The following is a 24,848-nucleotide window of genomic DNA, read 5'->3' on the forward strand; positions in this document are numbered from 1 at the left end:
TCCCGCACCAAGCGAACCGCTCGTTCCCGAAATTCGGGTGAATAATGGTTTGTGGTTTTCTCTTTCATAGCTTCATCTTCTCAAAAGTTGAAGCCTCCATCAAACCCGGGGCGGTTCACTATAGCGGTCAGTCCTGCATCGCTCAGGCGCGCTTGTCGGCAGCCAAATTCGGGTTTTAAAACTAGCCTTATGATATGGCTACACTAAACCGGACACACTGTTTAAAATCCCCTTAAGCAAAGAGTGAACCCTAATGAAACCAGAAAAACCCAATACTTATACAGCCAAATTCAGAGCCTCAGCCGGTAACCGTTCACGCCCCAGGAGGCAAACAAATCAAAGCCAGGATGGTTACGTTTTCTAACAATCGACACGGGCTTGGCAAGGGCGCGAACGGTTACAGCAAATTTTTTGATCTGCACCAGACCAACGCTAGCCCCATGGCGCTGGAGGCTTTGCAGCGCATCGCCCTGCTGCCATCGAAGCCGACGTGCCGCTGCGATTCAGTCTTTGCTTGGCACCGCCAAGCTCAATGGCTTTGATCCAGCGGCTTGGTTGAAAGAGATCCTGATGGGCAAACAGTCGCATCGACGAACTGCTACCTTTTTATACCGGGAATTGAATCAGGGGAAAACGGTTATGACTCGGTAATTGGGACGTGCACTTACCCAGAAATTCCTTTCTTGCCCACCCCATTTGCGCCTACCCGTCCTTGGTCAGAAAAAACCCGGTAGATTACAGAATTATGCAAATTGTGTATAACGAGATGGGCTAAACGCTTACGCTATTTTAAATCAGTGTGCCCGGCCTAGTGTAGCCACTTCAAGTGTTTGTTTTCAGCAAAATTTCCTCCAGTGCCTTGCCAACCGGCAAGATTCTAGCATTGGAATCCTGCGAGTACCTCACAACTTCCTCGAAAAACTGTGGTAAGCACCCATAAGGTGTAGGTTTTTTACTAATATCGTGAGTTGCAAATATCAACCAACCATTATTTAGGCAAGTTTCGTCAATCAATTTTTTTATTGTCTGGATATCATCTCTGCTTTTTTCTAGAAAAAACGCTTTCAAGTAATTTAGGTCAACTGCCTTCGCATTATATGTTTGACCTCCACATCTACATGAATTGAAGTATTTCCCGGCAATGCGCTTTATACTGGGTCGAGGAACGCTTATTGGATAGCTAAAAGAACTGAGGTCGGCATCGGGAACTAGTGTACTAAGAATTAACTTGTTTTTCAGTATTGAAGACTCAAATGTTTTTGGCTTGGTATCCCACGAATGGCAATGAGCAAATGTGTGGCACCCTAATTCGTGTCCTTGAGCAAGTAATTTTTCGATATCATCAGGAACGAAAATGTTACCGGTTGGCCCATCGGTATTCATCAAGCCTAAAGATGCGTAATAGGTGCCCCTCAAACCATAACGGAATAGGATATCACCTCCTGTATATAGGGCCGATCTGGGAAAGTCGTCAAATGTAAATGAAATAAAGGGAATACGATTATTCATCTTTACTACGCGTCTATATGTAATGTCTGCTAGAACTCTTTGGTAGCGGCCAAATACACGTACATGAAATTGGGAAATGTTCATAGGATGCATACCTTAATTTGATTTGTTAACGGATCGCAGCCCTTGTCTAGAAACATAGCTTGCAGCATAGGGACTCTTATTGTTATTGCTATTTGTTACTGTCTTATATAGATCAAAAACGTCTCGACGCGGATATTTCATCGCAGCAATGAGCAGTATCAACCAGACAAGACTAAGGCGATTAAACATCGCCTCTGTCCAATTATAGAAAACAGAAAGAACAAGAAAGGTAAAACATAGTATCCCATACTTTTCTCCGAGTAAAACATCCCTCCTCAGTTTGAGAGCGGTTGTAATAATCAACCCAAACAGTAGGCTAATCGCAATCAATCCACCATCCAAATAAGTCTGCAAATAACCGTTATGTGCTTGATTTGGAGTAAAAACTAATCTCAATTTCTCTACAATGAGTGACGTGATCTCTGTCTCTCCCCAGAAACTTTGGTAACCTTCTCCAAGAAGACGATTGATGGGCGTCCGAAGTAATTGTTCCCATAGATCGGTACGTCCGGTGAGGGTTAAGTCCTCGCCTAACATATCAAGAATACTCGTTGTAATCTCAGGAGCCATATTTAATATGACTATGAGCAATACTGCTATAAAACAATACAACCCAAGATACTTGAGTTGTCTTTTGCCAAAGGAACTTCTTAGGATGCAAATAATACCTGTGCCCATAATAAAACAAACAAGCGCAGTCGAGCTATTTGCTTTTTCTATTAGCCAAATTACCATAAATATAAGCAACGCATGACTCAAATAATCCATTTTTCCGACAGATCTGAGTTCATTTGTTACTCGATATTGTTGACGATCGCTTGAAACTGAGCTATGAATCTTACTTTGCTCCGATGCAATCGGAGTAATCTTTCGCTTTATTCGAGATAAGGATACCGGAGCAGCGGATATCGTATTTTTATCAATCTGCTTAGCTTGGTTTTTTTCTTTCATTTCGAATAAATTCCAAACTAAAAATATGCCTGAGACGAACGAAACAGCCCCAAGAGCATTCTTTTCGGTTGTGATACCGCAATAAGCATATTCCCAAAGAAAAGAATCAAGATATCGGCCAAGGTCAGGGTAATATTTAATGAATACTACCGAAAGTGGTAAAGCCACATAACAGTATCTTAGGAATATTGCTTTCATAGCATGAATATGATCAGATTCTGTCAGAATTATCATTACCATAATAATATTGCCAAAATCCTTGACCCATCGCTTGATCGCAACAAATGGGTTTTCAGCCCAAAAGACACTAATTAGCCAATATGTAAACAATGCAAAGACCCATCGGTTCTCAGCGAAAGTTTCACTCCAATTTACTTTGCGCTTCGATAAAGTAATGCCGCCTCCAATTATTAAAACAAAGTAAACAGTGGCATCTAAGGGACTCCCTTCGGAGATTTGAGGGGAAACTGAATTATCTCCACCGGTTCCCAACCAGTCTGTAATTGATCTCGATCCAATAATGAAAATCCATACCAATGGAATCCAGGCCGCCAGCGAAGGCATTGGGTGCAAATTTCTATCTCTCCGAAACAGCCACCAAGTGAAGATAAATGAACTGAATAAAGCTAATTGTGGTGTCATTATTTTTCTAAAACGAGGTCTCGCCATTACTAATCATCGCCCCATCATCTATCATTAAGGGAACACTTTAGCGAAGTGATCAATCTGTTCGTAATAGAGGTGGATTCTTTATAACAAAAGTTCTCTCAAGAATTTACAAAATTGTGTTCATTAGAACCCAAAGATACATTAGTCCTAATATGAGTCCATTTTTCATTAAAAAAAATTTCATATCTACAATGGTTAAATCCACGCTTATATAAAATTGAGTTACCTGATTACCAACAAGCCTCAGCCACTTGGAGCAATCGGCGGGGCATCGGTGGGGTCAAGGCGCAGGCACGAAGTAGCCAGGGCACCATGCTGGCCAGGTCGAAACAACGGTTGGGTATTCGAACTCCGCCAAATAGCGTGGTAAATGACGGCTGTTGAGGGCGTGATAAGTGCCATGCAAAGCGTGTTGCCCCAAAAAAAGGCGAGGTTCTCGACACTTTTTTTGCCGCTCCCGGTCACGACTTCATGATCCACCCCCGCTTCATCCAGCCCTTGAAAGGCTCCCAAGCCATCCGTAACGACATGGCTGCCGGCTTTGACCTGCGCTTGACACCAGTGTTTGACCTGCTGTTTGCGAAAGCCTTTCACCTTGTGCATTTTCATGCGCACGGGTCTGCCGTCCTCGGTGGTTTCCACGGCCGCTAAAAAGGGTGTCTTGTTTTCGCTGCCTCCGCCGCGTCCGCGTTTGCCGGCATGCACGCCAGCCCAGTAAGCGTCATCCAACTCAATACGGCCTCCAAGCGGTTGCTGTCTTTCGCTCTCCAGCATCACTTGCATCAGCTTGTGTTTGAGGCTCCAGGCGGTGTTATATAGGGCACCCTTGCATGGTCATTGCTCCTGAATTACCCGTGTCTTACGTTAATTCTTCGACTCTAGAAATGGGCTGAGGGTGCTACGTAATCTAGTAATGGAAATCATGGATGATCGCCATGAACAATCCGCTACCGCCATCCTCAGTCAATTGCCTACCGACCAATGGTATCAAATCGATTGGCGATAATACGTTAGCCGATGCCATTTTAGAACCGATGCACAACGCACACCGGATTAATCTGAAAGGCAAATCAATGCGGAAAAATTTGTATTTCTTGACGCAAGTTGAACACTTGGGATAAAAATTCGTTTCCACCGATAAGTGCTTCGCGAGAAGTTCGTTTGCAACCTGTGAATAGCAAATCAATGACTTAGAGAGCTCAAGAAATGCCAATGAACTTGTTGCTATTCACTTATGTTAGGATTTTGACTGTTCAAATAAATCAGAATACGAGCTGCTGCCACTTCGCTTCGCGAATTAAATCATAACGATTTAGTCATGGCTTTGTGGTTCCGTTGGCCGCTTACGATCGATCCCAAAGAACTTCCGAAAATGTCCGGCGAAACCCGATAATCCTACCTTTGCGTGGCCTTCGATCGCGCCAGTCGCTGGGTATATTTCACAATCCTGACCGACAATGGCAAAGAATTCACCGATCGTTTTACCGCTCAAGGCGAACGCGAACCCAGCGAAAAGCATCCTTTCGACTAAGCTTGCAAGGCCCCGAGGCTGAACACCGTCTGATTCCCCTCGCCATCCGCAAACTAACGGCATGGGTCGAACGCTTCAATGGACGCACCGCTGACTTGCTCAGAAGCACCCGCTTTCTCAGCGCCAGCGAACTCGCCATCACGATCGATCACTATCTGAAACTCTATAATGGCCAAATACCACAACGGCACTTGCTCATCTTTATCCTCTTCAGACACTCAAGGCGCGGCAGGAAAAAGAGCCGGACAGATTCATTTCAGTCATACATAATCTTACGGAACTTGACAATTCTATTGCTGCTCAGCCTTAATTCTGGGGTGCCGAAAAAATCGACTGTAACACTTATTACGGATCTTCAGGTGACTTCTTTATAATGTAGATCAAATTTGCGTGTTTTGCCGAAAGTGTTTTTAACGAAGCAAAGTGTATCATCCAGATGAACGATACAAGTAAAGCATGAACGCCCCAGCTTTTGTTTCGCCGACCATGCCCCACAGAATACTCTGCTTGTATGCTAAGCCTATGTTTTTTACAAAAAGCATAGACTCCCTTTCTCGAAACTACCTTATCATAAAATGTTGGGTAAGGTGCATAACCAGGCTTCCCAGCATCGCGATCGCCTGTAATGAACTTTCTAAAAAAGACGTGGAACCAAAATGGCGTCATCCGTGTCATAAATCCCCAAACTGAATCTCTATTAGGGATCACCAAAACTAAGATGCCGCCAGGTTTCAGCCATCGTACAAAGTTAATTAATACATCCTCAGCCCCACTTACATGCTCCAGAACATAGGAATTAAATATGACATCGTACTTCCCTTCTTCCAGCATCACGGTACGAAGATCACCATAAATCCCAATATCCAGGTCTTTCTCCTGATTTTGCCGCAGATCCAAAGCATGTTGATCAAGATCTATACCTGACAATATATACGGTATATCTTTAAGATCAAGCCCCCAACTTGTACCACATCCTGCTTCTAGGATTTGGAGTGGAATCTCACCGCCGCTTACTTCTCTGATATGGGCAGCCATAACCGCCTTTTCTTCATGCCAGTTATCTAGTTTTATGGGCTCAGGTAGCTCGTAAAAATTACTCATCCCTTTCACACCTCTCAAAAATTGTTCATATTTCCGAAGTTTCTTTCCAATATAAATAAGCGTTTAGCAATAAATCAACAGGTATTCATGGCTTTTTCGCCCTTTGTTTGCGGGTTTCGTCAGAAAACGACACAGGTAAACTTTTTGTTAAGCGCTTATGTTTAGTCATGCATAGTAACTATAGTCCATCGAAAAAAATGGTTCTATGTGATTCGCAGTAGGTAATGCGAAAATACCCCCATGAACTGTGAAGCATCATTCAGCCTCGCCTTGGGACTACAGTCGCCCTGGCAAATTACCGACCTGAATTTCGCAGCCGGCGCAAGTAGACGCAAAGAGCTACACCTTTACATCGGGTTCGCGCTTTCCCGATTCCTTGGGAACGTTATGTCCGGTCCATGATACGGTTGAACGCCAGTGGCAGCACCTAAACTTTTTCGAACATACCTGTTTATCTGCATTGCGCCGCGCATCCTCCCGGACGGTAAGGTAGTCAGCTTCCGTGTTCCGTGGGCGCGACCCGGCAGCGGCTTCACGTTCTTCTTCGAAGCGTTGGTAATGGCAATGATCGAGCGGGAAATGGCGGCCAACCGCTGCTGCACGTCAACCCGCAGCGTATCTGGATCGCATTCAACCATTGGGTCGGCAAGGCGCACTTAGCGTACAATCCATCCGGGATCGAACAACTCGGCATCGACGAGACGTCCATATGCAAGGGACACCATTATGTCACCTTCGGTGTCGACCTGGACCAGGCTGGGTCATCCATGCCGTTGAGGGCAAAGGTAAGAAAACTCTCAAAGACATCCAGCAACACTTGCAAAGCAAAGACGTCGCCAAAGAGCAAATCCAACAAGCCAGCCTGAATTTTCACTGGCCTTTATCGTTGGTGTGAATGAATATTTTCCCAGAGACCCTGCTCACCTTGACCGCTTCCATGTCGTCAAGTTGCTCACCGAGGCGATGGTTCGGGTCCTCCGTGTCGAGCGTAAGGAACACGCGGCACTAAGGACACAAATACACCTTCCTGAAAAACCGTGAAAACCTCTCGGAAAAGCAGTAAACGCAACTGACCGAACTGATCATCCTGCATCCAACATTAGGAACTGCCTACCACCTGAAAGTGCTGTTCAACGACCTATGGACTATGCCCGACAAAGCCTCCGCCCAGACGTTTCTGACACATTGGTGCAAAGAGCTGAGGGCCAAGAACACCTACCTCTATGGACTTCGCCAAGACTGTCAAGGCGCACTGACACGGCCTCGTCCATTTCGTTGCATCCCGCCTCACCAACGGCATCCTGGAGGGGTCAACACAAGGCGCATTAGCCAAACGCCGCGCCTGGGGCTTTCGTAATAAGGCTAATTTCATCAATATGATTATTTCCTCTAAAGCCAAAAACATTCTACCAGAAAGCACGCGAAGCTTCAGGAGAAATAAATATAAAAGCATTGCCCTGATGACTTTAGCTTATCACATGCATTGGGTAACGGTTCACGCCCTTGCCAAGCCTATGTCCGTAAGCGGCTGAAGGTCAAAGCCTAGCACACCCCATGGACGATTTGTCGGCAAAGGCTGATGAATGGTGGCCCGCGCCTCCTTTCGCTTGCCGTTCCCGGCTTTGATTTGTTTGCCTTCTGAGGCGTGAACGGTTACCTGCGCCTTGACCCCGCCGATGCCCCACCGGTTGTTCAAAGTGGCTGAGGCTTGTTGGTAATCAAGTTAAGTTTTAACAGATGCTTTTAGTTGGGAAAATATAGCATCCATGATTTTTGACGTTGTCAAAATCTCTTTATAAGAAATAGGCAGGCTAGCATTATCAGTGATTGATTTATAGAATGCCTCAATTAAGTATTTCATACCTCCTTTCATATGAAAGTCACGACGTAAAAAATGACTGATGTTAGTCAGATTATTTGCCGCATATTGAGCTGATAACAAAACAGGAGGAATAAATTTTTCAAGATAACTTTTATACTTGCTACCTGTGATTTTAATGCAGGTTTGTTGATCATGATCAACGTCTAATGAATTATTCTTTCCGTAAACCCTGAAATGATGCAAGGTCGGACGTATCTGTGTTGAAAAAGTAAAATATGCTGATCTGCACTCGTTCTCAATAATAGTAACCCTAAGCTCATCGATAATGTCATCTTCTCCAAGCTCTTTGAGAAACTCGCTAGTGTAACCTTGAGCAATAACTAAAGGATTTTCCTCGGTAAGGTATTCAGCAATGCTAGCAATTCCATGACTTATATTGTTGTGCATCAAGGCTCCAGGCAACATCCTTACCCAATGATTTTTATCCCCTAAAATCGCCTTTGCATAAGTTTCCGAGCCAAGTTCATAGCAATGATAGCTTTCCATATGTATTGGTGGTCCGCCGAGGTAGCCTGACTTTATCAATTCTCGCATCCTACGTTTCGCATGAGTAAACTGATAATCATGTCCAACAGTAATTTTTCGATCTACTTTTGTTGCAAGATCGATTAAGGCAGAAGCCTCAGCCGTATTGACAGTGAATGGCTTTTCCATATAGACGTGCGCCCCAGCCTCTAAACACAATTTACCAAGAAAATAATGACTTTGAGGTGGCGTCGTGATATGTACGACATCAGGTTTTGATTGTTCTAATAGGTCGCTGGCGCTACTGTAATACTTTGGTATGTCAAACCGCTCAGCAAGTTGCTTTGCCATTAACTCCTCTGTATCGCATGTTGCGATAATTTCTGCACCTTTAATTCTAATTATTTGTTCAACATGGGAATCAGCGATCTTACCGCATCCAATTATTCCAACCCGGATCACTTGTTTTCTCCTACTTGATTTTGGTATTCAAAATAGCGCGAAATAGCTTCATTTGCATCTATCCTGACTTTCCAATTTAGACGTTGCTTAATTTTCTTATTGGAATATGTATTACCTTTCCAATAGTTTTCCCATCTTTTACAGTTAAATGTTGGAGGGAGCTGACGTTCTGACCATTCAGAATATTTTTCCCAAACAAAAGATAATAAATGACTTAAGAAATGGGGTAAATAAATCGAAGGGAACCACCCTACTTTCTGTTTATATGCTTTCAAAAGCTCTCTGCTTGTGGGCGGATTATCGTCGATAATGTTGAAAACCTCACCATCAACGCCATCAACTATTCCTGCTAAAACAATAGCTTCCGCGCAGTTATCGACATAAGTAAGGGGTATCCTATTCTGGCCACCCAAATGTAGAAAAATACCAAACGTGCCTATTCCGACTCTACCGCTTATCCCCTTGCTTCCAGGCCCATAGACTACTGCAGGCCTGGCAATAACATAAGGTATGTTATATTTTTCCCCATAGTCCATAACCAATTCGTCCTGCCGAACTTTCGCGTAGCAGTAGGCCTCGCCTGTTTTGTGAGGCTCATCTTCAATTGCACAACTCTCATCTAATAGGCCTCCTGGAGATATTTTTTGATTGGAATACACCGCAAATGAACTGATATTAACAAATCTTTTAAATTGCGGTGACCCGCTGATGGTATCCAGCAGATTTCGTGTTGTGACAACTGAATTCATAAAAGCATCTGCATAGGATTTTTCTCCTCTGCCAGCGGCTAAATGATAGATGACAGAAACACCCTCCGCACATATAGCACAATCAGTACGAGACTGCAAATTACCTTTAATAATTTGGATTTTGGCATGCTCATTATTCTCGATAATTTTTTTTAGCGAAGCCAGATTACTAGATGGTCTTACAAGGCATCTCAGATTAGTGAATCCATGATCTATTAAATTTTCAACAACTTTGGAGCCGATAAATCCGCTGGCTCCAGTAATCAAAATTGGATCAGAAAAATTTATTATAAATGCGTTGCCGTTCATTGTTTGCTCCACTGACTGTTGCGCCCATGAGTTTCTTGAAAATTTATTTGGTTATGTACTTATCTTTGATGACATCCAGCCCAAGAAAAGAAATAACCCTGCCGATATGATCGAAATAACTGACTAAATACTTCATGAACAAATGATGCTGCACCAGTAGCAAGAATGGCAGTAATATTGTGTACAAAGGTATCGCAATTAGAGACTTCGCATAGGATAAGTAATTATGATTGTAAGGGGTTTTACCCCTGAGTAGCGCACGTCTTAACATAAACCACCTTTTATGTCTTTCCGGAGGTACTATTTCATACACTGGGGCTTCCGCGCACCATACGAATTTATGGCCCTGATCAATGAGCCGACGAAAAAGATCCCTGTCTTCACCTCCACTGCCAAATTCAACTCTGAACAAATTTCCCTCTTCTCTGAAAAGATCGCGTCGCAGCAAGGCATTTCCTGTTCTAGTCTGTTTCCACGTGAGAACCGTTCCGGTCTCGTGCGAAGGTCTCTCATGGAATCTACCTTTTACTATCCAATTCGGCGGGGGAGTTTCGTAATAAGGCAATACAGGGGCAAGAATTCCATCAACTTGAAATCTCATATAGGCTTTAAAAAGTACTAGTAACCAATTTTCGGGGGGAAGTTCGTCGTCATCTATAAATGCAACCAAGTCACCATCAGCATTTTCTATGGCCCGATTTCTTGCAAGGGAAATATTTTGTTCCGCTTCTACAAAATACTTTGCTTGAATCTTTGAAATTTTGTCAAACACCTCAACAATTGGATAAGCTGTTCCGTTCCGATCATTATCTACGATCACCAAGGAAAATGAAAAAAGCCCTTCAGTAAGTTGGCAAGACAGTTTATCCAATAAACCTTTCAGAAATTCCGGTCTCTTAAAAGTACAAATACAAACAGTAATATGCATAATTTCAGGTTTTTTAAATTAGCCAATCAATTGATTGGTTCGTTAAGTGAATAGCAACAAGTTCATTGGCATTTCTTGAGCTCTCTAAGTCATTGATTTGCTATTCACAGGTTGCAAACGAACTTCTCGCGAAGCACTTAATACATTTCGGAAATCACAAAAAATCGTATAGCGATTAAATGAATTTCGCTCCTGCCAACATTCATCTTTTATCGTCTCCCAGTACCATTATTTATCAAACATGGATCGCTGAAGTAACTCAAGTGACAGAAGTTTAGTTATCTCAGTTGTGTAATTAACTCGCCCTTTTGTGTGATCGGTAACTATATCCGCCATAAATTGTCTATTTATATAGGATCTACTTAAACTTCTGTCATCAAGTAAAATTTCTTTAATATAACTTGATAATTCATCTCGAAACCAGACCCGGAAATGATGGAATTTATGCCTACCTAGAAACAGTTGTTCAAAATGCAATGGCGCAAAAACATAGTAGTCCAGAGTTGAGAGCCATTTCGGCATGCCATAGTTAAACGCATAGTCAGCCTTGAACAGGAATTCACGATAAAAGTGAATTAGATGAGTGCTTAAATTAGATTGTTCTCTACTCAATAATCCTCTGTCCGTCATCATTCTGCCAAGCAGAGGATTACCGTCATTAATAAGCCGAAAAGAAAGTTCACTGCTACGGAGTACCTCGATAGGCGCCTGAAACATGAGCTTAACTAACTCGTTGTCTAAATAAGGTGATCGCAGCCTAAGCTGTGATTGCTCCAATCCAAATCTATTAAAATGATGCCAAGGCGACTGTTTAAATGCAGCCAAGGACACTGGATGCCCATGCCAGTTACTGTCGAGGGTATGACTTGCAAGCATTATGTCTTTTTCGAAGCTTGGCTCAAAGAGGCCATGACAAGGAGCTACAGCTTTTAGATGTCGCGCCCCCCTGAGAATCTCGCTACCATAATTTCCTGTCAACCTTATTGGCGCAATATTTCTTGCTAACTGATTAACATATAGATCTGCAGCGCCTGTTACGTCAAGCCCGCCATCGGTTATATAAACAGTCTTATTCGCAAGCTCAGGGAATTGCGATAGGAATTGTTTTCCAACTTCAAATACTTGGTGGGGTTGATTGATAACTTTTGCAATTTTGCGAGAGATCTTAACATCGTAACATTCGTTATACATGCCTCCAAAACTATAACCAGGCAATATATCTGGCGCAAGTTTAAGGTTGGCCAATATCATTCTGGTATCTAGACCTCCCGTCAGCGACATAGCGATCTGATTTGAAGGCTCTAGATATCTTGGCAAAATCTTTATAAAAGTTTCTCTGAAGACTTTGTAAAACTCATCTGGTTCAAGTTGATTTTGACCTTCCCACGTTTCCGGTTTGAAATAGAATTTCTTATTGATTTTGCGTTCCTGATCTAATGTCCATATTGATGCCGGAGGTAATAGCGTTACATTCGCAAAAAGACTGCGATTTTCTAATGCACAACCAAAACTGAAAAACTCACCCAAACTCTTATAATCAAACCGTCTCAGCTCGGGACAGACAGCCAATAAGGCCTTTGCCTCGGATGCAAAATAGATGATGTCCTTGCTTGCAAAAATATACAGACGTTGCATACCATAACGATCATTAAACAATAATGATCTATTGGTTTTAAGATCAATTATTACCCCGCAAAACCATCCATTTAAGAGAGGCATCATTTTTTCGCCATGGACCTCATAGAGATCCAATAGGTAGTTTGCATTAAGGTGAAAGGAACCTTCAAAGCTTTGATTTCGAGTTGGAGAAAAACGCTCATCTGAGAAATCTTCACCCGAGAAAATAAGACAAATATCTTTAGTTTTGTTCCATATCGGCAAACAATCGCTAAAGGAATCCTTATGGTTGACCCAACCTACTGATAAATGAAGCTGTTCATTGGTGTAAGATCCTGAGGTATAAAACGTTTCGTGCACCATACTCTCTAACATTTTTGTTAGAGTAGATGAACTTTCCTTATTTATATCCCTCCCAAAAATTCCGACAATTCCTGGCATATATTAGTTATCCTCTTTAAGAACAAGACCCATAATGTTGTTACAGTCGAGCACATCTAGGCTACTGGCAAGATCAATAGTTCCAGCAATAACTTTAAATTTTTCAACTCAATCAATTCAGAATAATAAAGAAGAAATATTCAGAATAATCTGATACCGCTATTTTAACAAATAGCCGAATGGTAATCCATGACTTTATCCCGAGTGATAAAATATTTTACCGGTTATATTTAAACTGATTCCATTTACGCCTAATATCTAGAATAAAATTTAGCCATGATTCCGGCAACAGTTCTTTTACAGGGCGGTGTAAACTGAGTGCCAAAGTAATTTGACCCTTAAGGCTCAGAGGAATATAAAAACGTTTGAGATCTAGCCGCTCAAAAGCATGGTGTCTCTTAAAATCTCCTAAGCCATGCCTGCTCCAAATTCCGTAATGAAGATAAGGTACACCCTTCTGTGCGCAGATTTGAACGGCTTCGGAAATTAAAGCATTGGTTGGCGCTTTATTACGATGTTCTATCATTGAAATAATTTGCATCAAATGAGAGATACCATCACCATGAACTAACTTGATAAAACCAATAAGTTTATCTTCGTAAAAAGCACCTATAAACTGACTTCGATCCAAAAATGAAATATGGTCGTTTCTCAGGACATCTAAATTTTTTCCATAATGCTTGAAAGCCTTTCCTTGACGCAGCGGGGATTCATCGTAAATTTCTTTAATGCCCTTAATTAATTGATCATTAAATTCGACTTCACGGAGTACCACACCACTTTTTTGTGCTCGACGTATCATATTACGAGTTTTATCATTTATCTGACTTTTCCACCAAGTCTCATAAGTAGTTATTGGCAACACTGAAATGCTATCAATTTCAAAATGAAGTTCGGGAAACAATTCAGTCGAATGGATAGCCTGTAGAAAAGTGAATAAATCTGCGTTCAAATTCTGCGATTTAAGGTCCTCTGTGAATTGCTTAAGATCGTTTACCCATTCATAGTACTCTGCTCTTAATTTAACAGTTTTAACCAAACTGCTTGTAACAACAATTTCTTTATTTTCAATGAGTGTTGGATTTTTACTAATTGTCATTTTCAAGCTATTTGTATAAATGAAGAAATAACTTCTTCTTAGAAAGAATTCTAAAGGCTGTACATTTCGGAAAAGTTGAAAACTCGAACACTATAATTTTACCCTTTTTGATAACTGATTAACTAACATCGATTTACTATGAAGCCTATCTACTAATGAACACAAATTTTTTAAAAAAGTTATTGAGTCTGCTCATCTGCTCCTGTCTACGAAAACCTTCGAGTTCTTTCGAAACAGCTTTCTCAACACCGGATATTTTTGCCCAAATATAACCAGCAAGTATATAAAGACCACCAAGAAAATATGGCTTTTTTTTCATTTGGTAAACCGCCCTAAATAACTCCCAAAGCGGATGTCCACCCAAATAATAATCTTGTTTACCAAATCTGAAGCGTGACTTCAGAATACCACTCATACCTGTACCCATGATTCTATGATGAACAAACGCCCGTTCTGTAAACGTTCTGGTCTCCCAACCCTTCATCCGAGCTGTTGTCACTGCTACCCAGTCAACTCCTCCTCCCTTGATTGGAACATAGCCTCCCATTTGATCAAAGCATTTACGCCTGAAGAGTTGGCATTGCCCCGACACATGATCAATGTTCACAATCTCGTAGTCGTAAGCCACTTTTGAATCTTCTATGAATGCCGTTCCAGCTACACCTAAACGAGGGTTTTCCTTAAATTTTGTGAGTAGTAATTCAAAATGATCTTGCTCAAAGGATATGTCTGCATCAACATTACCAATGATTTCGAAATCCAATGATTTTGTAAGTTCATATCCAGCATTAAATGAGTATGCTTTTCCTGCAAAATTCCTCTCAGTTCGTTCTTCCATTCGCGATAGCTTTATCCAATCGTGAGTAATTAAATATTTTTCAATAATCTCATCGGTTCCATCAGTAGATCCATCACTTATAATCATCCACATTAATGGCAAAACTGTTTGAGAGATCATTGACTTAATCGTCAGCTCTATAAAATCAGCCTCATTTCGAGCTGGAGTTACAATAACATAAGTGGGCAGATTTTTGGCTAATATAGGATCCGCCACAAATCCAGATACTACCTGATTATTTTTCATGAAATTTTCTCTTCAAATAAAACTTATATTACTTGTTCGGAAATATATGCTTGATAACTGTCTTCAAGTAAATAGGTTAGCGCCAGCAGCATCCAAGCTTGAGACCATCTCATATAGGAAATTTTATTTTTCCAAAAAGGAAGATCCACAAAATAAAAATAACCGGATTTTTCATTCCACATTTGCTCAATGGCCCATTCGCATACAAAATATGCTAATCTTAAGTTATTTTCATTGTACTGTTTAAAGTCTATCAGTGTAATAATGCTCTGAGCTACGCTATGAATATCAATTGGATAGACTTTATCGTGAAAATATTTAGGCGCATTATCATCTCTAAAAAAATGATTGCAAAAAAAATCAAACCCTTGACGTGTACTCTTGTCAAATTCTGTTGACTGGATACACTTACTCAACGTTTTTAGTGCACAAAGGTTATAACCCGTATGAAAATTATCAATCCATCTATATTTTGGTGACTCTCCGTAATCCCATGAGCCATCATTATGTTGCATGGAGGCGGAATATCTTGCAGCCTCAATGGCAGGACCTAAAAAGTTCTTTTCCTTAGTATATCGGCTTAATCTCGTTAGCAGCGCTGCAGCTAGTAAGTTGGCATTATGGACAGGTATTCGCATAGTAGGAAATGGATAAGAAAAATAAACTTTCCCATCATCTTCATGTCGATACAGTTCAGCCAGAATATAATCTCCCGCACTGATAGCCATCTCAAGGCATCTTTTGTCATTATTAAACTCAAAAGTATCTAATAACGCATTCGCCACAAAAACCGTACAAACTAAATTTGGCGCACCCTTTGGAACTAGTATTGTTCGCGTCTGCCATGGGAAGCTATAACCCCAGCACCAATATGAACTGTCTTGTGACCGATGGGCTATTAGTTCATCAACCATCTTAGTAATAAGGTCTTCTTGGACGAGAAGCCCGAGCTTTGAAAGCTTGATGAACGACATCAAGAATAGCCCAAGTGCTTTAGGGTTATGTGTCTTGGGTATCTGTAATAGCGGCCTCAGATTGAATGGACACCTCTTCAGAAGCTGGGTAAGAACAAGTCGTGGAATCCTGAAATTGAGAAAAGGTAAGAACTCGAATATTCTGCTGTTTAGAGCGTCATAAGGGTCATAACCCGCCCAATTATTTTTGTTGCAATAATCAAGAAGTTTAAGTGTAATAGTTTTTATACTTTCAATTTGAAACTTATCTACTGGAGGCATATAAGATAATCCAGATATATTTTTCACTTTGCTAATTCATAAAGAATGCCAATCATTAAATAAATCCAAATACCATTTATGTTAAGAATCGTGTGGCATTGTAACTTCATAACAACTTTTGGTGTGCAAGATAAACCTAACACTCCATTAGCCAGTTAATTGAGTCCTTTCTTAAATAAATCTTCATGTTTTCAAATTAAACCTCAATGACCTGATCCCACCTAGTTCCAGGGCCTCCTTAAGCGTCTTTTTTCTTTCCCAAGATTCCCATGCATAGATTAACCATCTTCTCAAGATACTTTGTTTCTTTCGCCAGTTACCTTGAGCGACATGAACTCCAAATTTTCCAAAATGGTTCCAATATTTGGAATCGCATACATTTTCTGGGAAGAGGACTTTGACCTGCGTAGCTGCATCGGGATACTCTGCCAAGGTTCTGGAAACTAAGCCTGGTCCACTGGTGTAAAAAACGAGGTACTCTTCACGAAACAATTTTGGAATCGGCCTCATGATCGCTTGTGTCCACTTCATGTCTTCTTGGGCTCGTATGCAGTTCTTAATAATTGCATGGATAAATGGATGCCCTGCAGTCGCGCCAAATGCATAGTTACCAACTTCCCAGTCCATACCATACTCCTGTCGCAGAAAACCATTAATTGTCAATTCTTCAAATGGAAATACACACTCACAGTTCAATAGTTCCGATAGATTTGACGCGAGGAAAATATCCATGTCGAAGTAAAAACCACCAAGGCGATAAACCGCCAAATACCTAAAGAAATCAAATCGCTGGATAGGAAAACGGAACGAATCAAATACGCTTCGGTATTCTGGAAAATGTTCGTTAATAAAATTTTCCATACTTTCGTCATTAAAAAACAGATATTCAAATTCAGGATTGAGTAGTTTTATATTTTCGGCAGATGCTTTTGAAAACAAAGGCAAATCGAGACTCCCTCCCCATACCTGGATGATGCGTTTTGGAATTTTAGAATTCATAAATCACTTTTCCTCTTCATGGGTTAATCGCAAGTGTCTAGGCTCCTTCGGATATTAATCCGCCAGTTGCCTTCTAAACCAGCGGAGCAATGGCTTAAGAGGACGAGCTAAAATAATCGGGCGCGTGATTAATGCGTGCCCAGCGTTCAGGATACTCCTCAGAAATTTTCCTTGACACCAGTATAGCCGTGCTGTCAGGAAACGGTACTCAGCGACTATATGTAACTTAACATGTTTCCAGTCAAGGGAATGTAGCATCTCAAGCAGCAAGTCTGAAGCAACCTCGTATTCAGTAGCGTCGCACATACTACGAATGCTCGTGAGATATGCCCTAGCCACAGAAGCCTGCTGCATACTCTCTGTGACACCAAGTTCGCTTAATACCTTTGGCGTAATCTCTTCGACCGAGTCTAATGGATCCGATTTTCCACTTCTTCTTAACAACGCTGCAGCCCTGGCACCAAGATTGCTAAGAGCCTGCTGTCTAAACTTACGCACGGATACTTGGCACTGATGGCGCCTATACTTGAGTACCGGCGCATCAAGGTTAGCCAATTTGCAATGCTCAGCGAACCTCAACCACAGATCGAAGTCTTCAGCGTCGACAGCGACCTTCCTGTATCCCCCCACCGAAAGGTAAACGTCTGTTCGCATGAGAACGGTCGGATGCACCAACGGACATTCGCCTCGTAAGAGGCCTGACTTGATCTCGTAATCATCGACAACATTAGTGTCGGGTGTCAACAACTTACCCGTCGCGTTGATGATCTCGGTAGCACCGCCAAGAACGCCGACCTCTGGATGTCTTTCCATGAACTCAACCTGCCACAACAGGCGGTTTTTAAAAGAGATGTCATCGGCATCCATCCGTGCAATGTACTTGCCTCGTGCGAGCCCGCAGCCGCGGTTCAGAGATTCAACCAAACCCCTATTTTCCTGGTGGTAAACTCGCACGCGTGGATCATTTCTTTGGTAAGAATCAAGAATCGCGGAAGAGGAATCGGTCGAGCCGTCATCAATGATGGTGAACTCGAACTCCCGAAAGCTTTGGTTGAGAATGCTCTCGACGGCTTCGCGCAGGAAGCTGTCGCCATTAAAAACACTCATCACAACTGAAACTATTGGAGTAGTCATATTTTTTCTCTTGTCCGAAAGTCTGTGTTACCTAAGAGCTATTGCTTCGTGCCGCCGTCGATAGAATCCCGCCGGTGAATATTCCTCAAACTGGTCACAGCCCATAAGCGGCGTCGCAGATCGGCACTTCATTAATGTATGGTTTCGAGCGTTCTCATGGATAATCACAAACAAGACAATCACTGAATACCTTACGTATCCCACAACCTTTGGTTCTTTGCCGATCGACTTAAGATCTCAGCTATGTCGGCACGCAGCTTCACTTTGCAAAAACGCCACAAAACCAAGCGCCCCATCAACCTGGGCCACTACTGCCTTACCTTTCCACTATCTCCGTTGGCTCCGGAGGGCTAGAGCGCATAAAGAATTTTCTTTCTCTCAAATACACGGCAGCAGTTCTAAGTCCGTCAAAGGCCGTCTCGTGAAGTCGTGGCATATCAGCCACAGCGGCGCGACAGAACTCAGCGAGGCGGGAAGCTACCTCTTCTAGAGAAAAACTTCGCTGAACGAACTGCCGTGAGAATTGCCCGAGCGCCACGAGCTGGTCGTCGGGATGCTCCGCAAGCCAGCGGATGTCTTCAACGAGACGTGCGTTGCTAGGATGACCGTTGCCCCGACCGAAGATACCCTTGTAATAGAAGGATTCAGCCGTCTGCGGGGTGAGCGGAGCGGAGAACCCCTGCTCTCCAACTATGATGACCGGCTTGCCGAATGCCATCCCACGTAGGGCGGACCCTCCCATGCCGACGACGATATCGGCTGAGGCATATGCCGGCCGGGGGTCAAGACGCGCCCCCGCTAACACCACTGCAGGTCGCCCCAACTCGTCGTTGATCTCATCTGCTAGCCGTTCAAGCTTAGCACGCGCCGTGCCGTCTCCTACGATCACAAATCGTAGCGGTAGGTCGCGGCCTAGCGTGCGGACCGCACTGATCGTCCGAAATAAGCTCTCGCTCTTCATTTCCTCAACGAGCCGGGAGACCGTCACTAGCGTAATGTCGCTGTCCCTGATACCATACTCCCTGCGGAACTTAGTTGGATCTACAACACCCGGCGCATTTACGTTAACGTCGACCGGGGGTAGCAAAAGTTCTACTCGCCGATAGCTCATGGCCTTTGCCTTATCCACGAGTTCTGGGATCCCGAACGTCGTTGGCAGCCCCTTAGGCAGCAGACGGGTTACATTCATTTGCATGTCGGTTACGAGCATCGGAATGCGCATCGGCAGATGCACGGCGTAGAAAGTATCGACGCACGGCCACAACTCCCATACATGGATGAGATCGGGGCGTTCACGTCGCACAGCGTCACGTAAGGCGCTCATCCGTGCAGGCGATGGAAAGAAGGGTGCTGTGGGTGCGGGTAGAAATCGCAGGCCTTTCTCCACAATCAGTCGGACCATCGGCCCCGGTGTCGCAAAAAAAACCACGTCGCAACCATGGAAATCGCGGAGCGCCGCAGCGAGCTCTATAGAGTTCACCAGGGTGCCGCCTATGTCAAGTTGATGGACGAAGACGAGGATCTTCATTTCTTTACGCAGAAAGGGAGTGGATCAATGCTCTTGCCGACCGAAGGATACTGCCCCAAATTGCCCGGATTCCCGTTTTCAAGTCCACTATTCTCTAACAGGGCGTTTAAAACACGTTGCGCAGCCCGACCATCCCAGTACTTGGGTATTTGCCCAGCCGGACGTCGCTCTTGCAGGATCTCCTCAATGTCAGGCAACAATTGATCAAGGGTTGTAAGTTTATTCGTGCCCACTTCAATAGTGACGGGCCTCTCTGTGTTTGGCCTGAGGGTTAAGCAGGGAGTTTTGAAGTAGGTACTCTCCTCCTGTAGTCCACCGGAATCTGTGAGAATAAATCGCGCAGACTCTGTTAGACACAGGGAATCGTGATAGCTGAGCGGCTCCACAATCCGTAGTCCTTTTACCCCATCCAATAGAATGTTAAATTGTTCGCACATTTTGCGTGTCCTAGGGTGCATTGGAAACACGACAGGCATGTCTTTAGCGATGAGCCCTAACACTTTAATAACTGAAAACAAACCAGTTTGATTATCCACATTGGAAGGCCGGTGAAGAGTTACAAATATAAATTTCTTCTTTTCTAATTCAAGCCGGCTTAGAATTGAGCTGGCCCGAGCTTTCTCAAGATTTGCCACTAGCGAATCAATCATTACATTGCCGACAAGTTTTATCTTTGTTTCTGGAATCCCTTCTCGTTTTAAATTATCATTAGCGTCAGCCGAAGGCGTTAGCAACAGATCCGCCAATGCATCCGTGACGAGCCGGTTTACCTCCTCGGGCATGCTGCGATCAAAGCTACGTAAACCAGCCTCCACGTGCGCCACCTTGATTCCAAGCTTCGAACAAACTAAGGTGCATGCCATGGTTGAGTTAACATCTCCAACGACTACCACCCAGTCTGGTTTCTCCTGTTCGCAAATGGGCTCAAATTTCGTCATAATATTGGCGGTCTGCACTGCATGCGATCCGGAGCCTACAGCCAGATTGATGTCTGGCTCGGGAATACCAAGGTCAGCAAAAAAAATATCCGACATTTTTTCATCGTAATGCTGGCCGGTATGGATCAGTCGATACTCCAACTCCGTTCCATGGTTAGCGGCATCAGAAGAATAACTTCGTATTTGCTGAATAATAGGAGCCACTTTCATAAAGTTAGGTCGAGCACCAGCAATAATGAAAAATTTAAGTTTTTTGCTCATAATTTCTTTCAGTTTAATATGTTTTCAAATTAAGTTCTACGAGGATATTCTTTCATCATTATCGCCTCAATGTGCGCCATTATCATTTGGAGGGTTTTTTGAGAACTCAACTTAACTGGATTTGTACCTTTGCTACGCCGCTGAAGTAGTATTTTGTTATTAACTTCATCCACATTTTCAATTAATATGAGCCTTCCTTCGTTTTGAAGTTGCCGATCAACAGCACCGCTTTTGCCACGAAATATGCTGTAAACTGGAACACCTAAAGCAGCCGCCTCACGATTCATTGTTCCACCACCACTTACCACCAGATCAGAATGCCAAAGCAGATTGAGGCCATTAACTGCTCGCTTAGGCACAGTCACCTTGGAGTTATTAAACCACTGAGGCCAATCGCTTCTTAATTGGGATTCCTGTAATTTATTCCGTGGCAAGAGGATCGCCTTAACTCCTTTTGTAGCGCAAACTCTTGTCATGAACGAAATAAAAAGAGCATCGCTTTCTGGATTGTGATAGTGTGCTTCATTCGCTGGAGGCCTAACAGTAACCACTATATCATCATCGTTAAGATTAAGTTCGGCAACAATACTTTCATCAGGTTTGAACTCGGGAGCATACACGTCTTCTTTTATACCCTCGTAACTGAATATTCTCTCTTTCTTTTTACATTGAACGTTCTCAGTAGAAAGCGCGGCAGGAATAATTTCCCATCGTGGCTGTAACAATAATGGGGTTCGAGCGTGTTCATAGTCCATGATCATCACGGTCGGGATACGTAGTAGGTTACATAAGAGAATTTGTGACCTAGAGCCGTGAGATAGACCCAACATTGGCTTTTCACCCATGATTAATGGCAAGAATTGCAAGCTGCGCAAGCAGAGACCTATCACTTTCATAATTGGGTTCTTGCCATAATGCCTGCCTACTTTTTTATAGGATAATCCAACCAGATTAGCCAACTCACATACTTGAAAAGCATCACGTGCCGTCAATATCACATTATGACCCTGCTTTTCCAATTCCCTTATGATAGGTTTGAAAAAAGGCACGTGCGGCGTATTGTCAAGATCAATCCAGATTTTCATGAAAGGATAAAATGTATGTTAAAAAATAGTAGCAGGTCCATTCTTAATCATGCTGTTCTTAAGCCAAAACCGGCTGTCAATACTTGCTAGACTCTGATACATATCCATAATGGTATATGGGAAGCGGTTGCCTAGCCTTGTTCAGAACTAAACCAAGCAGGTTTGTCTGTTCTAGAATGTACATAGCTTGTTGAAGCTCATCTGAAGTATTCTTTCCATCCTCTACAACAAGTAGACCAGCATCGACATAGGGCATAAGCAACAATGCATCATCTGCTACAAAAATCGGGGGAATATCGAAGATAATGATTCGCGATTCATATCGCGATTTAATTTCTTTGATAAGATTAGCCATTATTTTGGAAGAAATTAATTCCGAATAATTGATATTTGAGTCTTTTCCCGGCAGTAAAACTAGATTTTCTATGCCTGGATTTATCAATATATTTTCTAGAGGAGTACCCCCCGCCAAATAATCGACAAAGCCGTATTTACATTGGAGACCAAGATATTGGCCCACGTTGGGACGCCTGAGATCGGCATCAATAAGGAGAACACTTTGATTTCCCTCCATCGCTATCGCAATCGCGAGATTTACGGATATGAAAGTTTTTCCTGCGCCAGGCGTCGCACTTGTTATTGCAAAGCTGTTCCAGTTATTTTCCCGAAGCTGCCTGAGGATATTAGTCCGGAGTACACGAAAGATATCTGCTCTTGGATCGTTGTAGAGTCCCATAATAACTCGATTATTACGCAGCACATCCGGATCAATAATGGCCGTTTGAGTTTGTGTGTATCGGGTCGAGTAGTTCTGGCGTCCGTTAGCACCACTATTCATTGACTGTCCGCCAAAAAAGTACAAAACTGCGCGATTATCATCATATTATATTTTCCCTGAGTTTGGATTCATGTTTTCACTAATGGAAGAAAAACAATGCCCATTACTATGCTAGCCAATAGGATGAAAGCTGCGCTAGTCCAGACTATAATCTTCTTCATTTGACGCTGCTTAACAAGACGCTCTTCCAAGTCTGAAGGTGCCTCTATGTAAGGAACCACAACAAGAGGCATAAGCCCGGTGACTTCGCTAATTGCCCGGTACCCCCTAACTCCGGGATCTAGAAATTCGACAAAGAAAGCAACCCCAAAACCCGCGATGATTCCCATAAAAAACCCGCCAATGGCCACTTTTCTTCTAACCGCTTTTTCTGGATGTGTAGGGATAAGAGGCTGCTCGATGAGGGTAAGTGTTTGTCCTTGCTGCTGCTCTTCCAATGTTTGAACAAGTTTTGCATCCAACCATTTTTCTTTGAGCTGTGTGTATTTCTTAATGATACTATCTCGCTCTCTTATCAAATCTGTATAAGCCATTTCAACCTCAGGCGCCTGCGAGAGGATTTTTTGCAATTTTTCAAGTTTCGCTTTCAAATAATCCTGTTTCTGAATCAATGACTCAAGTTCTGATTGACTGCTTTTATATTGTTCTTGTACCCCCAGGTAAGCCGGATTAGTGGAATAAATAGCCGTCTCCTTCTGTTCTTCCTGCAAACGCGGCGGCGTATTTGTTAATTGTTGTTCCAGCCTTTCTATTTGTTTTTTCCGTTTAGATATATCCGGGTGATTACCTGCATATGTTTCTTCCAGTATTTTCAGTTCGCGCCTCGCCTCCGCCAACTGGTTAAGAACGTCTTCATCGACTGGTTGCCCTTCAAAGGTGGGATCCAAAGCCTTTATTTCTCGTTTTAGGCGGACCACAGACGGATGTGAAGGGGAATAAATGCTGGAAATTCGAAAGTATTGCGCACGCAAGATTCTTAGGGCATCATCCCGGCTTTGCGGCACTTTGTCATCAAGCCTACCAGGTAGTTCTTGTTGTGCTCTTGCCAACTCCGCTGTTAAAAAAGCAATCCTTTCCTTCGTGGCGCGGATCTGATGTTCGGTATCTCTCAGTTCGTTCTCAGCTCGGTCTATCGCAGCCATATTGACTTCCGCTTGCTCCGGCAAACTGTAATTATTTTGCTCCTTGAATATTGCAATTTTGTGGTCAATTTCCTGAAGCTCTCGATTTAGCTTATCCGATTCCTCCATGAGGAAATCAGTCGCCTTAATAGCGCGCTGTGTACGGGCCTTATCATTTTGCTCGATGAATAAAGTGGCTAGCTTACTCGCAACCTCTTTTGCCTTAATTGCTTCGCCATGGCTAAACGAAATATCAAAGGCAAGCTCAGCTGTTCCAGAATTAGTTTTAGAAGCAAGAGTAGCAGTGGCTAACTTAACTTCAGCGTTACCCTTGAACAAATTCGCTAGTTCATTTTTCGTAGAGCCATTCTTGATATCGCTATAAAGGCCAGTCGACTCAATAATCGAAAGCACATTTTCGGTCGTCATGACTCTTTGGTAAATTGATTGAATCCGTTCATCTGCATATTGAGATACTGCCGAATCGGGTAGTGCTGTTGGAATTGGCGCTTCAATCAACATCGTTGCCGTTGAGCGATAAATTTTGGGTAGATTATATGCAACAATTAGGGATATTAAGCTGACAAGCAGCCAAGTAGCTACAATGTAATACTTACGCCGTTTTGCAAGATCAAGATAATCAGCTAATGTTTTAGTATATTGTTGCATAGCGCTTGAAAATGGATATCCTATTAAGACACTTACTAAACTCCTGATAACTCCGCTTCCACAGACTCAGGGAATACAGTGATTTCTCTGAATTCATTCCTTTATTTTCCGTTCGTAACGAGCCCTTCGGCAACGCTCAGGAGAACGCTGCCGAAGCCT

The 24,848-nt window shown here is 42.9% G+C and carries 18 protein-coding genes and 3 pseudogenes; 3 read left to right on the forward strand and 18 right to left on the reverse strand.

Annotated elements, in window-relative coordinates; genetic code table 11:
• Positions 1-486: 486 nt before the first annotated feature.
• Positions 487-622 (forward strand): annotated as a pseudogene (locus U2W12_RS14050) (transposase domain-containing protein); the annotation flags it as partial.
• A gap of 200 nt (positions 623-822) precedes the next feature.
• On the opposite strand, the gene U2W12_RS14055 reads toward U2W12_RS14050, so the two are convergent.
• The 3 genes and pseudogenes from U2W12_RS14055 to U2W12_RS14065 all read right to left on the reverse strand — a co-directional run.
• Positions 823-1,593 carry a polysaccharide deacetylase family protein gene (locus tag U2W12_RS14055; protein WP_326501322.1) on the reverse strand — a complete coding sequence of 257 codons (771 nt, stop codon included), beginning with the start codon at positions 1,591-1,593 and terminating at the stop codon, positions 823-825.
• A gap of 12 nt (positions 1,594-1,605) precedes the next feature.
• The gene (locus U2W12_RS14060) at positions 1,606-3,186 is read right to left on the reverse strand and encodes an O-antigen ligase family protein (RefSeq protein ID WP_326501323.1); all 1,581 of its coding nucleotides are present in this window, start codon (positions 3,184-3,186) and stop codon (positions 1,606-1,608) included.
• A 270-nt stretch (positions 3,187-3,456) separates the two neighbouring features.
• Positions 3,457-4,017: pseudogene (locus U2W12_RS14065) on the reverse strand (IS1595 family transposase); the annotation flags it as partial.
• Positions 4,018-4,618: 601 nt separating this feature from the next.
• Between U2W12_RS14065 and U2W12_RS14070 the strand changes: the two are divergent.
• Entirely contained in the window at positions 4,619-4,744 is a 126-nt protein-coding gene (locus U2W12_RS14070) for a hypothetical protein (RefSeq protein WP_326501324.1), read from the forward strand.
• A gap of 345 nt (positions 4,745-5,089) precedes the next feature.
• Here the strand turns inward: U2W12_RS14070 and U2W12_RS14075 are convergent, their stop codons facing one another.
• Positions 5,090-5,845, reverse strand: a complete 756-nt coding sequence (locus U2W12_RS14075; RefSeq protein ID WP_326501325.1) for a class I SAM-dependent methyltransferase — start codon at positions 5,843-5,845, stop codon at positions 5,090-5,092.
• Positions 5,846-6,085: 240 nt separating this feature from the next.
• Between U2W12_RS14075 and U2W12_RS14080 the strand changes: the two are divergent.
• Positions 6,086-7,227 (forward strand): annotated as a pseudogene (locus tag U2W12_RS14080) (ISL3 family transposase); the annotation flags it as partial.
• A 341-nt stretch (positions 7,228-7,568) separates the two neighbouring features.
• Here the strand turns inward: U2W12_RS14080 and U2W12_RS14085 are convergent.
• The 14 genes from U2W12_RS14085 to U2W12_RS14150 form a co-directional block, all read right to left on the reverse strand.
• The gene (locus tag U2W12_RS14085; protein WP_326501326.1) at positions 7,569-8,654 is read right to left on the reverse strand and encodes a Gfo/Idh/MocA family oxidoreductase; all 1,086 of its coding nucleotides are present in this window, start codon (positions 8,652-8,654) and stop codon (positions 7,569-7,571) included.
• Complete coding sequence (locus tag U2W12_RS14090) at positions 8,651-9,712, reverse strand: NAD(P)-dependent oxidoreductase (RefSeq protein WP_326501327.1); 1,062 nt, start codon at positions 9,710-9,712, stop codon at positions 8,651-8,653. Before U2W12_RS14090 ends, U2W12_RS14085 begins: the two co-directional genes overlap by 4 nt.
• Positions 9,713-9,755: 43 nt before the next feature.
• Positions 9,756-10,640, reverse strand: coding sequence for a glycosyltransferase (locus U2W12_RS14095; RefSeq protein WP_326501328.1), 885 nt, complete (start codon positions 10,638-10,640; stop codon positions 9,756-9,758).
• Between the two features lie 228 nt (positions 10,641-10,868).
• Complete coding sequence (locus U2W12_RS14100) at positions 10,869-12,698, reverse strand: hypothetical protein (protein WP_326501329.1); 1,830 nt, start codon at positions 12,696-12,698, stop codon at positions 10,869-10,871.
• 217 nt (positions 12,699-12,915) lie between these two features.
• Positions 12,916-13,797 carry a hypothetical protein gene (locus tag U2W12_RS14105; RefSeq protein WP_326501330.1) on the reverse strand — a complete coding sequence of 294 codons (882 nt, stop codon included), beginning with the start codon at positions 13,795-13,797 and terminating at the stop codon, positions 12,916-12,918.
• A gap of 145 nt (positions 13,798-13,942) precedes the next feature.
• Positions 13,943-14,881 (reverse strand): glycosyltransferase, encoded by a 939-nt coding sequence (locus U2W12_RS14110; protein ID WP_326501331.1) that lies wholly within the window; start codon positions 14,879-14,881, stop codon positions 13,943-13,945.
• A 23-nt stretch (positions 14,882-14,904) separates the two neighbouring features.
• Entirely contained in the window at positions 14,905-16,143 is a 1,239-nt protein-coding gene (locus U2W12_RS14115) for a hypothetical protein (protein WP_326501332.1), read from the reverse strand.
• Between the two features lie 156 nt (positions 16,144-16,299).
• Complete coding sequence (locus tag U2W12_RS14120; protein ID WP_326501333.1) at positions 16,300-17,115, reverse strand: glycosyltransferase; 816 nt, start codon at positions 17,113-17,115, stop codon at positions 16,300-16,302.
• A gap of 54 nt (positions 17,116-17,169) precedes the next feature.
• Positions 17,170-18,249, reverse strand: a complete 1,080-nt coding sequence (locus tag U2W12_RS14125) for a glycosyltransferase (protein WP_326501334.1) — start codon at positions 18,247-18,249, stop codon at positions 17,170-17,172.
• A 316-nt stretch (positions 18,250-18,565) separates the two neighbouring features.
• Complete coding sequence (locus U2W12_RS14130) at positions 18,566-19,777, reverse strand: glycosyltransferase family 4 protein (protein WP_326501335.1); 1,212 nt, start codon at positions 19,775-19,777, stop codon at positions 18,566-18,568.
• Entirely contained in the window at positions 19,774-20,976 is a 1,203-nt protein-coding gene (wecB, locus tag U2W12_RS14135) for a UDP-N-acetylglucosamine 2-epimerase (non-hydrolyzing) (protein WP_326501336.1), read from the reverse strand. The genes U2W12_RS14130 and wecB overlap by 4 nt, the downstream gene beginning before the upstream one ends.
• A gap of 29 nt (positions 20,977-21,005) precedes the next feature.
• Positions 21,006-22,061, reverse strand: a complete 1,056-nt coding sequence (locus U2W12_RS14140; RefSeq protein WP_326501337.1) for a DUF354 domain-containing protein — start codon at positions 22,059-22,061, stop codon at positions 21,006-21,008.
• A gap of 76 nt (positions 22,062-22,137) precedes the next feature.
• Entirely contained in the window at positions 22,138-22,899 is a 762-nt protein-coding gene (locus tag U2W12_RS14145) for a CpsD/CapB family tyrosine-protein kinase (RefSeq protein ID WP_326501338.1), read from the reverse strand.
• Between the two features lie 68 nt (positions 22,900-22,967).
• Positions 22,968-24,689: a lipopolysaccharide biosynthesis protein gene (locus U2W12_RS14150; RefSeq protein ID WP_326501339.1), complete on the reverse strand. Its 1,722-nt coding sequence runs from the start codon at positions 24,687-24,689 to the stop codon at positions 22,968-22,970.
• Positions 24,690-24,848: the final 159 nt, after the last annotated feature.

It is taken from the genome of Methylomicrobium sp. Wu6, from assembly GCF_035916875.1.
GTDB lineage: Bacteria > Pseudomonadota > Gammaproteobacteria > Methylococcales > Methylomonadaceae > Methylomicrobium.